9 protein-coding genes are annotated in these 13,864 nt (G+C 65.2%); 2 read left to right on the top strand and 7 right to left on the bottom strand.

The window, feature by feature from the left end:
• Positions 1-67: 67 nt before the first annotated feature.
• Together ACPYN9_RS11200 and ACPYN9_RS11205 are read right to left on the bottom strand one after the other, a co-directional pair.
• The gene (locus tag ACPYN9_RS11200) at positions 68-4,672 is read right to left on the bottom strand and encodes a hypothetical protein (protein WP_424466595.1); all 4,605 of its coding nucleotides are present in this window, start codon (positions 4,670-4,672) and stop codon (positions 68-70) included.
• A gap of 301 nt (positions 4,673-4,973) precedes the next feature.
• Positions 4,974-6,470, bottom strand: coding sequence for a dicarboxylate/amino acid:cation symporter (locus ACPYN9_RS11205; protein ID WP_424466596.1), 1,497 nt, complete (start codon positions 6,468-6,470; stop codon positions 4,974-4,976).
• A 274-nt stretch (positions 6,471-6,744) separates the two neighbouring features.
• On the opposite strand from ACPYN9_RS11205, the gene ACPYN9_RS11210 reads away from it, so the two are divergent.
• The gene (locus ACPYN9_RS11210; protein WP_424466598.1) at positions 6,745-8,364 is read left to right on the top strand and encodes a DHA2 family efflux MFS transporter permease subunit; all 1,620 of its coding nucleotides are present in this window, start codon (positions 6,745-6,747) and stop codon (positions 8,362-8,364) included.
• Here ACPYN9_RS11210 and trmB read toward each other — a convergent pair.
• Positions 8,342-9,082, bottom strand: coding sequence for a tRNA (guanosine(46)-N7)-methyltransferase TrmB (trmB, locus tag ACPYN9_RS11215; protein WP_424466601.1), 741 nt, complete (start codon positions 9,080-9,082; stop codon positions 8,342-8,344). The genes ACPYN9_RS11210 and trmB overlap by 23 nt on opposite strands.
• 127 nt (positions 9,083-9,209) lie before the next feature.
• Between trmB and ACPYN9_RS11220 the strand changes: the two genes are divergently transcribed.
• Complete coding sequence (locus ACPYN9_RS11220; RefSeq protein ID WP_424466603.1) at positions 9,210-9,596, top strand: hypothetical protein; 387 nt, start codon at positions 9,210-9,212, stop codon at positions 9,594-9,596.
• 30 nt (positions 9,597-9,626) lie between these two features.
• On the opposite strand, the gene ACPYN9_RS11225 is transcribed toward ACPYN9_RS11220, so the two are convergent.
• The 4 genes from ACPYN9_RS11225 to ACPYN9_RS11240 all read right to left on the bottom strand — a co-directional run bounded on the left by ACPYN9_RS11225 (position 9,627) and on the right by ACPYN9_RS11240 (position 13,856).
• Positions 9,627-10,121 carry a MarR family winged helix-turn-helix transcriptional regulator gene (locus ACPYN9_RS11225; protein ID WP_424466605.1) on the bottom strand — a complete coding sequence of 165 codons (495 nt, stop codon included), beginning with the start codon at positions 10,119-10,121 and terminating at the stop codon, positions 9,627-9,629.
• A 138-nt stretch (positions 10,122-10,259) separates the two neighbouring features.
• Positions 10,260-10,979, bottom strand: coding sequence for a response regulator (locus ACPYN9_RS11230; RefSeq protein ID WP_424466607.1), 720 nt, complete (start codon positions 10,977-10,979; stop codon positions 10,260-10,262).
• Positions 10,976-12,325: a sensor histidine kinase gene (locus tag ACPYN9_RS11235; RefSeq protein ID WP_424466609.1), complete on the bottom strand. Its 1,350-nt coding sequence runs from the start codon at positions 12,323-12,325 to the stop codon at positions 10,976-10,978. The genes ACPYN9_RS11230 and ACPYN9_RS11235 overlap by 4 nt, the downstream gene beginning before the upstream one ends.
• A 64-nt stretch (positions 12,326-12,389) precedes the next feature.
• Entirely contained in the window at positions 12,390-13,856 is a 1,467-nt protein-coding gene (locus tag ACPYN9_RS11240) for a protein adenylyltransferase SelO (RefSeq protein ID WP_424466611.1), read from the bottom strand.
• Positions 13,857-13,864: the final 8 nt, after the last annotated feature.

The raw sequence follows: 13,864 nt of genomic DNA on the forward strand, positions 1-13,864 counted from the left end.
AGTGCCGGTGGAATACTCAAGCCGTAGTTATCGCACTCGTGCACGGTTTTTTACTGCTTCCTTGGTCCTACAAGCGCTCCGATTCTGCAATGGCTTCACCGACACCGTAGACGCCGGTTTTCAGGAGTTCGTCAAGGATGTCGAGCAATGATGCACGATAATTCTTGTCGCGAGACTGTGCCAATCCGCGGACTACGAGCTCACTGATGTAGTGGGCGTCGCCAGCAGCCCCCGTTCGAATATCAGCCGCTTCGCTGCCAAATACTGAGATGAACCGTTTCGATGCCTTCAGCACGAGGTCGTCGACCTTGTCCGGCGCGTTCTGAAGGGTTATGAACAGCTGTGGCGTGGCGTGTGAATAGGCTGGCGACGCGATCAGTGTCGCGAGCAGATCAGCAAATGGTCGAAGCTGATGATTGCGAAGATGCGGAGCAATTTCGGCGGCCGCCTCACGCACGACTTGGTCTCCGTCATACATCAACATCTTGAGGGTTTCGGACGCAAGAGTTGTGTTCGAAGTTTGATCAATGCGCCTAGTGCATACCTCAGCTACCCCCTTACGGGTCATGGAATCGCCCTCCAATGCCAGTACGAGCAAGGAGGGCTCATTCCACTCGAGTGCCGCAAACGCAGCGAGGGCTCCTCCGGCTTCCCGGGCCTCGGGGTCTTGGGAGAGTAGCATTCTGCGAATAACCGGTGTAATGACTCCCGGGTCGACGTTGCCGATGTAAACCATCAGGTGTTGCACCATAGGTGATGCCAAAATTTGGTCGTCGGCCTCAATGAGCTTTCTGAAAGCAGACACTGCTTCCGGCCGTGCATGACGAAGCGCAGCCGACAGCGTGTGCGCCACGGTTGACCTCACGAAAAGTACTGGGTCACTCGCGAACGTATCGAGATGCGGTCGAAGCAGTGCCGTGCGCGCGCCTTGCACGTCATGTACCAGCAAATCCCCGAGCGCCTCCGCGAGGCTGCCTCGCGCTGTGTTGATGGCATTCGTGTGCATGTCGGATGCCCTAATTCGGTCACTATCACCGATTGAGATAATGGGTGAGTCGTCTCGAGGGTCTCGCGACTCCAGGGCACGCGTGAGGAGAACCTCGACGAGTTCAAGCGGCACAAGGTGGTAGTACTGTCGGAGGGCGTTCCCCAGCCAGCGATCAACGTCTTCGTGCCCGAGCAGAGCTAGATGTCGCACCGAATCGAAGATCAACGGAGCAATTTCATCTGAGGCCCGCGCATCGGCGAAGCCCATCAGTAGAGCGTCAGCAAATGCGGAGTTGGATTCGAGCGTTATTTTGAGCGCGAAGATGGCGAAGCGTTTCGGGTCCCTCTTGGCTTGCTCGCGTAAAACGTGTGACAGTTCGCGTGCCCCGCCCGTGAGGTCTTGCCAGTTCGTTTGATCGTCGTTGTACTTTGCCATGGCTCCTAGCCACTGGCTGTCAGACATCTTCAGAGCAGCCTCGTGTTCGATTGGAGATCCAATGAAGCCGCTGGTTCCGGGGCGAGGTTTCGCAAGCGCGCCTTCACTGAACTTGCGGCGATACTCGCCCAATCTTCGTGCACCTGCGGGAGTTAGTCGGTGTTCTTCAAGGGCTGACACGAACTTGAAAGCCGAAAGTCCGAAGGTGAGTCGATCCTCGTGAGTATTGCGCAAATCGCGGAAGGCTCTTTCGAGTTCCTCGTGAACTGCGTCAGTCAAGAGCGGTGCAATCGCGTTTAGCAGCTCGCGGGCTTCCCACTCCGAATCCGGCACGTGGCCGTGTTCGATTCGATTTGCTTCTTCGAGCAGAAGCTCGGCAGCGGAGTTTGCGAAGGCCGCGTTTCCAACCGCCATGGCGCGATAGAGCAAGAACCGTGCCGCCGCATGTGGATCTTTGGCGAGTTGGTCAAGCAGCGGACGAGCGTCGTCTGGCGCGATTGCGACGAGCGTTTCCAAAGCACGGGCAGATGCGGCAAAGAGCGCCATATCAAGGACTGAGTCGGGGCGCTCGTCGAGCTCGAACCGCGCCCAGAAGTGCCGATCGTTGGTTCGTCGGTTGGGTCGGGCTTCATAGGCGGAGGCTGCCATCACCCGGCACAGGTATGGGATGACTGCTTGCGCGAAGGCAAGGGGTTCAAGTTCGGCAGCATCCTTGACCAGCTTAGTCGCGCTGTACTCCCGCAGACTGAGCAGAGCTACTTTGCCGCTCTCGTCCAGCACGAATGCGCTGGGGTGCTCAATAAACCGAGCTTCTATGAGTTCGATAGCCCAGAGTGGCTGCTGCTTCGCAAGATCGTGGACTCCGAGCCACAGCCCGTGATCCACCGCATCGAACTCACCGGCGCGGACTGCTCCAAGTACTAGATCGAATAACTTGCGACTTTGGTGCAGGTCAGAGTGTCGAGCGATCCGGCGCAGCCAGATGGGATATTCGGGCGCGTTTCGGCGAGCCCCGAGTAGCTCTGCCACCTCGTCCGGCAAATCTCTGACCGCGTTGACCATGAGATCGAGGGATCGCTGGCGCAGTGTTGGTTCGCCGGCATCGAGCCAAACTGAGATGTTGCCGTTCTCGAGAAATCTTGCGAACCATGCAACACTTCGGACGTGCCGCCAAATCTCCTCCTCTTGTCCCGGCTGCATAGCTGCCAGGTCGAAGATTGCCTCCGCGTCCTCGCTGGTGGGCTCGTTGAGGTTCGCCAGCACCGCCCAAACCGTCTCCTTGATGTGGAAGCGCACCTGATCGCTTGTCAGTACAGCTAGCGCTTCTGTCCTAAAGCGTGTGGGCTCTCGCTCGTACAGATGCTGCAGGATCTGTCGAACCTGGCCTCGGCGAAATAGCTCTTGTTCGTCCCGTAGTAAGAAGTCGGTCAATGATTCGGACCGCGACACCCACTGGCGCGCGAAGGCGTAGTCGAAGAACGTCTCGTGGAAGAACGCGATTCGGTCGCCGTCACGGGAGAGAACGTGCTCAGAAACCAGCACGTTCGCATCCTCGATGAGTTCGTCCTGATCCAATGTCTCGACGGGCACCGACAAGGTCTGTCGATCACTCGCAGCGTTCGCTACTCGACTCAGTACTTCGCTGAATCGGATACTCGCACGCTTAGCGCGGGCCATTTGGCGCTTGCGCTCCCAGTACGCCTCGAACAAGGAACCCCGGGACTGGAACGCAAGCGCGTTGTCTTGGGCCGCGATTGAGTGCAGGAGCACGAGGTGCATGGGCGTCTGCAGGATCGATCTTTGTGAGGAACTCAATTTCGTCGCGTTGAGTCCCATCGCTGTCACTGCCGTGTCGACGGCTTCGCCGGTGAGTAGGTTGACTGAGACCTTCACTGTGTCGTCTCGATCTGTGAGCGAGCGGATCCGATGGTCATTGTTGATGTCGAACTCGCGGCACGCCAGGACGACCCTTAGGTTCCCGACAGTCAAGACCTCGCGAATGAGATCCATTACGACGTCGAAGCTCGCGGGTATGCGACCGGACGCCAGACTGACGGCATCTAGTTGGTCGATCACCATGTAACCCGCGCAATCATCCGAGGCAACGGCGAGCACCACGGACGGGGACGTCTCGAGGCCGAGTTGTCGACCGAGCTCCCTGGTCGAGGCGAAAGATTCCATACGGTCGAGGCGGAGCGCCAGCACGTGCGCACCTGAAGCTTCGAGATTTTCGACGGTCTGTTCCAGCACGGAACTCTTGCCGCCTCCCGCGGTTCCAGACACGATGGCGATCCGATGGTTGTCGAGCGCTTCGATAGTCCTGGCGGACTCATCTCGCTCGATGCGCGGGTCGAGCAGCTCACGCTGGACGGAGTCGCGCCAACTATCAGTGACTGCGTGAAGCTGTTCACCCGCACTTCGTCGTGAGTCGGATCTGCGTGGGTAGATGTCTCTATCTGAAAGGAGCTCTAGGAGCGTGGTGCGCGTTAGTCGACGGCCTAAGTTATCAAGCAAGATGTCACCAGTCGCTAGCGCAATCATTGAACCAGGGGCGCCGCTCATCTGGAGCTCAGCCAACATCGCATTCGTCCGCACGATCTCGGCTTCGTCCTGGACTGAAAACCACGTTCCTCGCAGCGTTTCCCAGGTGGCCTGTGGATGGCCCAGCACGCCCGCGAGTTGATCGAAGACAGCGCGCAGTTCTGTTGTCAGCCAGGACTGCGTGAAGGTGGCAAGGTCATCCGACCTGCGTGCTCTATCTGCCAGCTCCTGGAGGGGTCGACATGGCACGAGTGAGACGAAGTGGAGCTCACGCCCGGCCTTCACGTGCAAGGCAGCAGCCTCGAGAACCTTTAGGTCCGTCAAGATCTTGACCGACCAGCTATTGCTGTTGCCGTTCTGACGCTTCAATTGATGAACTTCCACAGAAGAGCCAGTCGCAAAAGTGAACTCGGCGCCCTGACCGAGGTTGACGTCCACTTCCTCAAGTGTTAAAGATTCACCCCGATCGCCAAGGCACAAGAGTGCATGACGGATAGCCCATCCAAGTTCATACCTGTTGCCGATCTTGTCTGCTTCTCCGCCCGGCCTTGGAGTCACATGTACTCCCTGCGGCAGGTGTCGCACCGCAATGCCCTCGCATCCACGAACATGCGCGCATTTGTTCGCGAATGTGACACTCGCCGGGTGTTCAGGTTTATCTGAAGAAGTCTCATGATCTCCTATGTTGCAATCGACTCCTGCTGCCACGAAACTACACTTCACCGGCCGTGAATCGACCATCCGAGCGTCAGAAGGGCCGACTGGGAAGCGGGAGTTCGGCAACCAGCTTCTCACTAATCCTTTGGAGCTAGTTCTTGCTGCGGCATCTGGGTTGCGCACGCGTTTGGCGCACAGACAAGAGGCAAGTCGCCATGGATGCTGGTCTCGAGACCTCGAAGGGTGAGCGCTGGCTCTCGGCATCTTCTGCCTGATCGTCGAAACGGGCGCTTGCTCCCGAATCCCCGCGAGGGGTTCCGAGGGCGAGCGCCCGTTTTTGTGTTGCGTGGCTTTAGCTGCGGCGTTCCGCGTCCTGCAGCGTGGCGCCTTCGAACGCGTCCTGTTCGCGGTCGGACTCGGAGGCGGTGGAGCGCTTGATGCTCTCCTCCACTTCCTCGTCGGTCTCGTCGGAGAAGGCGACGTCGCCGCGGGGCGCGTTGTAGAGCTTCTCGTTGAGGATGCCCTCGCGCTTCGCGACGATCATTGGCACGAGCGCCTGGCCGGCGACGTTCGTCGCGGTGCGGCCCATGTCGAGGATCGGGTCGATGGCGAGCAGCAGGCCGACGCCCTCGAGGGGCAGGCCGAGGGTCGACAGGGTCAGCGTGAGCATGACGGTCGCGCCGGTTGTTCCGGCAGTCGCGGCCGAGCCGACCACGGAGACGATCACGATCAGGATGTACTGCATGATCGACAGTTCGATGTTGAAGAACTGGGCGACAAAAATCGCGGCGATGGCCGGGTAGATCGCGGCGCATCCATCCATCTTCGTGGTCGCGCCGAAGGGCACGGCGAAGGATGCGTACTCGCGGGGCACGCCGAGGTTGCGCTCGGTCACGCGCTGCGTGAGGGGGAGCGTGCCGATGGATGAGCGGCTCACGAACGCGAGCTGCACGGCCGGCCACACGCCGGAGAAGAAGCGGCCGATCGACAGGCCGTGGGCCTTCACGAGGATCGGATACACGACGAACAGCACGAGGGCGAGGCCGATGTAGATGGCGACGGCGAACCAGGCGAGGCTCGTGAGCTTCTCCCAGCCGTAGTTGACGACGGCGCTCGCGATGAGGCCGAGTGTGCCGAGCGGGGCGATGCGGATGATCCACCAGAGGACCTTCTGGATGACCGCGAGGGCGGACGCCGTGAACTCGAGGAACGGCTCGGCGCGCTTGCCGAGGCGCAGCGCGGCGATACCGATGACAACTGCGATGACGATGACCTGCAGCACGTTGAACGCGATGGTCGAGTTCACATCGCCGGTGTCTGCGTCGACGCGTGAGCGCACGCCCATGCCGAGGAAGTTCTGCGGAACGAGCCCGGTGAGGAAGTTCCACCAGGTCCCGACCGAGGAGGGTTCGCCGGTTTCGAGCTGCGACTGGTCGACGCGGTTGCCCGGCTGGATGGTGACGCCGAGCACGATGCCGATGGTCACCGCGATGAGCGCGGTGATGCCGAACCACAGCAGCGTCTGGCCAGCGAGCCTTGCAGCGTTGGTCACGAGGCGCAGCTGCGCGATGCTCGAGATGACGGCGGTCAGGATGAGGGGCACAACGGCGGCCGTCAGGATGGTGACGTACGAGCTGCCGATCGTCGCGAGCGTTGCCGCGAGCCCGTTGGGGTTGCCCTCGGCGTCATCGCCGAGGTTGCGGGCGACGAGCCCGAGCACGACGCCGAGCACGAGGGCGGCAAGGATCTGGAACCCGAACGACGTGAGGAGCTTGCGCGCGCGGCTCTTGGGGCGCGGCGTCACCTCGGCTTCGGATGTTCCTGCGGTTGTGGGGGTGTTGGCCGACATGGAAGATCTCCCGATGCGATTTCTCATTTCGCGGGATATTCCGCGAACTGAGCGAGGCTACGCCTGACGATCGGGCGTGTCACGGGTGTGACGGTTCATGACGTGCAACAAATTGTGCGCCTCGGGAGGTCATGCGTCGTCAGCCGGGAATGTGTGCGGGCTGTGTGTTGGTGCCCGGGTGAGCGAAAGTAATTAAACGATCTAGCCAAATCGCCGAAATGAGGCGTAGCCTCTGCTCGTTCGTTACGTTCCCCGTTCGAGATTCTGGAGCATCATGGCTGAGTCAGCGCGCCGACGTTGGGTTGGGTTGGTCTTCATCAGCGTCGCGGTGGCGCTCATCATCGTCGATTCGACGATCGTGAACGTCGCCGTGCCGTCGATCGTCACGGAACTCGGCATCACGTCGACCGAGGTGCAGTGGGTGCAAGAGGCCTACACGCTCGTTTTCGCGTCGCTACTCCTGCTCTTCGGCAGCCTCGCCGACCGCGTCGGCCGTCGCAGGCTGATGCTCATCGGTGTCGTCATCTTCGCGCTCTCCTCGGTCGCTGCAGCGCTCGCACCGACTGGTGGCCTGCTCATCCTCGCCCGCCTCGTGCAGGGCATCGGCGGGGCCATGATCCTCCCGACCACGCTCTCGCTCATTAACGCCACCTTCCGGGGTCGCGAGCGCGGCATCGCCTTCGCCGTGTGGGGGTCGACGATCGGAGGCATGGCCGCGGTCGGGCCGCTGCTGGGCGGCTGGCTCACCACTGAGTTCTCGTGGCGCTGGGCCTTCGGTATCAACGTCCCGCTTGGCCTCATCATCGTCGTCGGGGTCCTGCTCTTCGTGAACGAGTCGCGCGAACCTGCGCAGCAGCGCCTCGACCTCCTCGGCGCGGCCCTGTCGGTGCTCACGTTCGGCGCCCTGGTCTTCGGGCTGATCGAGGGGCGCACGTACGGCTGGTGGGCGGTCGACGAAACGTTCACGATCGGGGCGTTCGAATGGCCGCTGCCGATCTCGCCCGTGCCAGTGGCGTTCGCGATCGCGGCCGTGTCGCTCATCGCCTTCATCGTTCGAGGAGTGCAGCGGACCCGCCGGGGCAAGTCATCGCTGCTTGAGTTCTCGCTCTTCCGCATCTCGTCCTTCCGGAACGGGAACATCGCGGCCCTCGTCGTCGCGCTCGGTGAGTTCGGCATCATCCTGTCGCTGCCCCTGTGGCTGCAGTTCGTGCTCGGCTTCGACGCGCTGCAGACCGGCTTCATTCTCCTGGCCCTCGCCGCGGGATCGTTCGTCGCCAGCGGCTTCGCCGGCGCGAGCAGTGGCAAGGTCAGCGCGGTGGTGGTCGTGCGCGTCGGCATCCTCGCCGAGATCATCGGCATCGCGTGGGCGGGCTCCATCATCGCTCCGGACGCGCAGTGGGGGTGGCTCATCCCCGCCCTGTTCGTCTACGGCTTCGGCGTGGGGCTCGCGACCGCGCAGCTCACGGGCGTCGTGCTGCAGGATGTGCCGGTCGAGCTGTCGGGGCAGGGGTCCGGCACGCAGTCCACGTCCCGCCAGGTCGGCTCGGCGCTGGGCGTCGCCATTCTCGGCACGATCCTCTTCACGACGACGGGCGCATCCCTCGCCGCGTCGCTCGACGACGCGCAGGTGCCCGCCGGGCAGCGTGACCAGCTGGTCTCCGCGGTTGTCGACTCGGCAGGCGGCGCCATCGCCGGCCTCGGCGAGAACCCCGCGACGGCCGAGTTCGCTGACGACGCGAAGGCGGCCCTCTCCGACGGCACTCGGGCCTCGGCGTTCACTGCGGCGGCGTTCCTTGCGCTCGGCCTGGGCGCGACGCTCCGGCTGGGCTCGGGCAAGCCCGAGGAAGAGCCCGTCGACGAGTCGAAGGAAGCTACTCCGCCGTCACGTAGCTGAGGTCGTGGATGCGCCGCCCGGCCTTCGCGGCCTTGCGTTCGAACACGGTGAGGGTGCGTCCGTCGAAGCGGGGCGCCCACTCGCCCGGATGCTCGCTCGTGAACTCGGGCGCCGCATCCAGCACCTCGCGCATCTGAAACGCGTAGTCCTCCCAGTCGGTCGCGAGCCGCACGCGGCCCGCGGGGCGCAGCGACCGCGCGGCGACAGCGCTGAAGCCGTCGCGCACGAGGCGACGCTTCGTGTGCTTCGCCTTGTGCCACGGGTCGGGGAAGAAGATCCACAGCTCCTCGACGCTCCCGGCCGGCAGCATGTGCTCGAGCACCTCGACCGCGTTCGCCTCGACGAGGCGAACATTCGACAGCCCTGCGTCCTCGATCCTGCGCAGGGTCCGTGCGAGGCCGGCGACGAACACCTCGACGGCGAGGAAGTTCCACTCCGGATGCTCGGTGGCCGCCGCGACGACAGCCTCGCCAGTGCCCGAACCGATCTCGACGATCAGCGGCGCATCCCGTCCGAACAGCTCGGCGGGGTCGACCCGGAACGTCGGGTTCACCGAGAAGTCGAGGTCTGCCCGCTCGACGTCGACCAGGTACTTCGGGCCGAGCGTGTCCCAGGAGGTCTGCTGGCCGTCAGTGAGGCGGCCGCTTCGCCGGGAGAACGAGAAGATCGGACGATGCGAAGGGTGCTGCGTGGGGGCGGCGGTTTCTGCGTCTGACACCTCACAAACCTAGGCGATGCGCGCACCATTACGACAAACTGTGCCGGTCAGGCAAGAGTGTCCGGCAAAGCTGCCGGAATGAGGGATGCTGGGTGCAAGAAGCCGTCACCCCGGTCGGAGGTTCAGGATGCCGTATCGCAGCAAGGAAGTGCTCGAGTCGTGGGCTCGCGAGTTCGAGAGCCTTGGCTACGCAGAACCCGGGGTCGTGCACGTGATCGCCCAGGACGGCGACGAAGGGCAGGACACGGGCCTCGTCCGAGTGCAGCTCTCGCACGCCCCGACCGAGCTGTACCTGCAACCGGGCACCCGTGACAGCCCGAAGTGGTCGGTCACCATGGAGCCCCGCGAGCACACGCTGCAGCTGTCCGCGGCGGGAGTCCACGCGCTGGCGCAGGAGCTGGCGGTCGTCTCGGCGCTGTGCACGTTCCTGCAGGCCAAGTCGATTGTGCTGGTGGCCGAGCTGCACGCGAACGGCCAGGCCGCTCCGGTCGCGGCCGAACAGGCCAGCGTCTAGCGCTCTTTCACGCGGTCGGGTGTTACCGACTCAGCGCTCCGTCGCGCCCATCGCGTGCGCGAGCAGGTCGGCGAGGAGGCTGAGCAGCTCGGGCTCGGCTTCCGCGGCGATCGCGGCCTCGACGGTCCGGTCGAACTCCGTGAGCCGGTTCCACGGTTCCGTTGTGAGATCGACGGTGACGGTGAGGAGGCTCGCGCGCCGATCCGTCGGGTCCGTGTCCCGGTGGATCGCGCCCCGTTCGATGAGGCGGTCGCAGAGCGTGGAGACCCCCGCCGACGTCAGGCCGAGGTGCGCGCGAAGGGCGCTGGGACGCGCCCCCGGGTTCTGCTGCAGGTAGGCGAGCGCGCGCGCATCCATCTCGCCGATACCGAGCGAACGCCGCGCCTCGTTCTGCGATGCCTGCCGAGCTTCAGCGAACGCGGTGAGGGCGGTGCTAAGGCGCGCTGCAGCGCTCGGTCCGGTCTCCGGCAGCGCACCGGATGCGTCGCTCGGGTCCCTGCGGTCACCGGATGGAACGTTCGCCATGGCAGCGCTCCCCTCCGTCTCGTCGGTGCCGCCAAGAGTACACGCAGGGGTGTGGCTCGGCCCGGGGCCGCATCGTTTCCAACTCGTGGCTGGCGCGATTCGTTCGCGGGCTGACGTGGCTTGTGCCGTGGCCTGTGCTCAGGCGCGCTCCGCGGCGTCCCACTCGAGCGCGAGCAACGCGAGCTGCACCCGGTTCGTGACGTGCAGTTTCGCGAACAGACTCGCCAGATGCGTCTTGACCGTGGCCTGGCTGACGTAGAGAGCAGCCGCGATCTCGGCGTTGGTCATGCCCTGCGCCACGTACCGCGCGATCTCGCGCTCACGGCCGGTCACGCTCTCGAGGCGGGGATCGGCCACTGGCGTGGTCTGGCTCCGCTCGGGTTCGCCGGTGCGTTGCTGCACCCCGGCGTCGCGGACACCTCCGCTCGCCGCTGCCCTGACGAGCCGGTCGAGAGCGCTCGGCGAGAACGTGGCTCGTCCCTGGGCGGCGTCGAGGACAGCGCCGACGATGTCCTCCGGCGGCGCATCTTTCAGCAGGAACGAGACCGCCCCCGCTCGCAGCGCGTCCAGCAGGAACTCCTCGGTGTCGAACGCCGTGAGCATGACGACCTTCGCCCGCGCGCCGCCGTCCGTGAGTCGCTGCACGGCGTCGATGCCGGTGAGCCCCGGCATGCGCACGTCCATGAGGATCACGTCGGGGTCGTGCTCGTCGGCAAGCCGGAGCGCCGCCTCGCCGTCGGTGCCCTCGCCGACGACGCGAATGCCCTTGGTGCCGTCGATGAGCAGGCGCAGACCCACGCGGATGCCGACTTCGTCGTCGACGATGAGCACCCGGATGGCGGCAGACTCTGTGGTCACCACGGCAGCCTCACTTCTACGACGAACTCGTGCTGCGCGGCTTCGACCGTCAACGAGCCGCCGACGAGGCCGACGCGCTCGCGAGCGCCGATGAGCCCATAGCCGGTCCCGAGCGCCGGAATCTCACGTGCCTCATGGGCGTTCGCAACGGTGACGCGGAGCTGCGCGTCACCGTCTGCGTCAGTGCCTGTCGCTGCGCCAGGGGCGTCGCCCGCGAGATCGACGCGCACCTCGGCGCTCGGCGCGTGCTTGCCCGCGTTGACGAGCAGCTCGGCGAGCGTGCGATGCAGGGCGCGGATGCGCTCCTCGGTCAGTCTCGCAAGGTCGTCGGGCCCGATCGCGTGCCAGGTCACCAACGGCGGCTGCCGCGTCGGCGCGCCCGTCTCGAGGAGCGAGCGGAGGGCTTGGAGGTCGGGGAGCGGCGCGTCGCCTCGATCGCCGCTCTTCGGCTCTCGCATTCCCTGCAGCACCTCGCGCAGACGCGCATTCGCTCGCGCCGCCGACTCGCGCACGGTGGCCGCGGTCTCCCGCACGAGCTCGGGCGACAGGTCGCTGCGATACGCGAGAGCCCCAGCCTGCGTCGCCACCACCGCAAGGTCGTGCGAGATGGAGTCATGCATGTCGCGCGCGATCGCCGCCCGCTCCTCGGCGCGGGCGCGCTCGAGATCGGAGGCGCGGCTCTGTGCGAGCGCTGCGCGCTCTCGCTCGGCGGATGCGGCCTGCGCGCGCAGCGAGGTGATCAGGGCGGCGCGCGTGCCCCGCGAGCGCCCGAAGAGCAACGCGATGACCGTCGACAGCGCGACGACGATGATGAAGAAGAACGGGGCCTCCATCGGCGGGCGGCCGGAGACGCTCGTCTCGAACCAGTTCCAGAGGATGCCCCCGGCGACCACAACGCAGACGACCAGCGCATCCAAGGGCAGGGAACGTCGCGCTCCGAGCCGCATGACCGCGATGAGCCACGCCGGGAACGCCAGCGAGCTGGTCAGGCCGAGCGCGACGATCCACAGGTTGCCCGCGCGAGAGCCGCGAACCGGCCCTATGGCGATGCTTGCTCCGAGTCCGATGACGAGGTTCACGGCGAGGAACGCGAAGAACGCGGCGGACTCTGAATCGGTTGCCGGGTCCTCCAACTGGGCGGCCAACGTGAGGATGAACACCAGCGCCCCCGCGACCAAGGAGCCGAGCGAGACCGCGACCGCCCGCATCCACGGCCGCCATCGGCGACGCTCGACTGGGCCCTCCGCCGACCGGCGATCGCTCTCGGTGACCAGGTCACCCTGCAGCGAGCCGTCGAACGCCAGTTCGTCCACGAGGGGCGAGGCCTTCGATGTCTGCGCGGTCATGGCACGAGTCTAAGAAGACGCACCGACATTCAGATCGCCCGTTCGGTTGAGCCTGTTCCGATCCTCAGGTGCCGCAGAACGTCTGGTAGCTCCCGAACTCCGGCGGTGCGCCTTCCGCGAAGCGCTCCAGCCCTGGCCGCTCGGCGTAGGGAGCTGTGACCGCGCCGAGCAGCTCGCCGAAAGGGCCCAAATCGTCGCGCTCCGCGGCCGCGAGTGCTTCCTCGACCAGGTGGTTCCGTGGAATGTAGACCGGGTTGACCGTGTCCATCGCAGTGGCGTCGGGGGCGAGCCGCAGCCACGTCTGGCTCCAGGTGCGCAACGCGGGGGCTGCCTCGCCGACGACATCGAGCGCCGCAGCCCGCGAGCCGCGAGCGACGGCGCTGAGGGCTCGGAACGTCGCCGTGTAGTCGGCGCCGCCGCGCTGCATGATCGCCAGCAGTTCGCCGATGTGCCGCTCCGCCGTCTCGGCGTCGACCTCGTCGGCAAGTCCCAGCTTCCGCCGCATGCCGGCAGTCCAGGCGCGCTGGTAGGTGGGCCCGATCGCCGAGAGGGACCGCTCCGCGAGGGCGATCGCCTCCGTCTCGTCCGCGTGGAACAGGGGGAGGAGCGCCTCCGCGAACCTGGCGAGGTTCCACCCGGCCGCGTGCGGTTGATTGCGGAACGCGTAGCGCCCCTGGACGTCGATCGAGCTGAACACCGCATCGGGGTCGAACGCGTCGAGGAACGCGCACGGACCATAGTCGATCGTCTCGCCCGAAATCGTCATGTTGTCGGTGTTCATGACCCCGTGCACGAAACCCACGAGCATCCACTGCGCCACCAGTTCGGCCTGCGCGGTGACGACGCGCTCGAAGAACGCCAGGTAGGGGTTCTCCGCGTCGGAGGCGGAGGGGTGATGGCGAGCGATGGCGTGATCGGCGAGGCGTCGCAGCAATTCCACGTCGCCGGTGGCCCTGGCGAACTGGAACGAGCCCACGCGCAGATGGCTGCTCGCGACACGCGTGAGCACCGCGCCAGGAAGCACGTCGTCCCGCTGCACCAGGCGTCCGGTCGTGACGACCGCGAGCGACCTCGTCGTCGGAATGCCGAGCGCATGCATCGCCTCACTCACGAGGAACTCTCGCAGCATCGGGCCGAGCACCGCACGCCCGTCGCCGCCGCGAGCGTACGGCGTGCGCCCCGAACCTTTCAGATGGACATCTCGCAGCTCGCCGCGAGCATCCGCCACCTCCCCCAGCAGCAGCGCACGCCCATCACCGAGGCGCGGCGAATACTGGCCGAACTGATGGCCCGCGTACGCCTGCGCCACCGGGGAGGCACCTGCCGGAAGCGTCGCCCCGAGCAGCAGTGAGACGCCCTCGGGAGTGCGGAGGAAGTCGGCATCGAAGCCGAGGTCAGCGGCGAGCCGCTCGTTGAGCACGACAAGTCGCGGAGCGGGAGCCGCCTCCGACTGCCACGGGGAACCGAGCTCGGGAAACTCCCGCGCGAAGCGGTTCTGGAAGGTGACACCCGCGTGCGTGGTCGCAGTCATGCGGGCCA

The organism is Pseudoclavibacter helvolus (genome assembly GCF_049707175.1).
In the GTDB taxonomy this organism is placed as follows: domain Bacteria; phylum Actinomycetota; class Actinomycetes; order Actinomycetales; family Microbacteriaceae; genus Pseudoclavibacter; species Pseudoclavibacter helvolus_A.

Bases quoted from the DNA above. Each gene is read 5' to 3' on its own strand.
- ACPYN9_RS11210 (WP_424466598.1), top strand. From the start codon at position 6,745: ATGGCTGAGTCAGCGCGCCGACGTTGGGTTGGGTTGGTCTTCATCAGC.
- ACPYN9_RS11235 (WP_424466609.1), bottom strand. From the start codon at position 12,325: ATGACCGCGCAGACATCGAAGGCCTCGCCCCTCGTGGACGAACTGGCG.
- ACPYN9_RS11220 (WP_424466603.1), top strand. From the start codon at position 9,210: ATGCCGTATCGCAGCAAGGAAGTGCTCGAGTCGTGGGCTCGCGAGTTC.
- ACPYN9_RS11240 (WP_424466611.1), bottom strand. From the start codon at position 13,856: ATGACTGCGACCACGCACGCGGGTGTCACCTTCCAGAACCGCTTCGCG.
- ACPYN9_RS11225 (WP_424466605.1), bottom strand. From the start codon at position 10,121: ATGGCGAACGTTCCATCCGGTGACCGCAGGGACCCGAGCGACGCATCC.
- ACPYN9_RS11205 (WP_424466596.1), bottom strand. From the start codon at position 6,470: ATGTCGGCCAACACCCCCACAACCGCAGGAACATCCGAAGCCGAGGTG.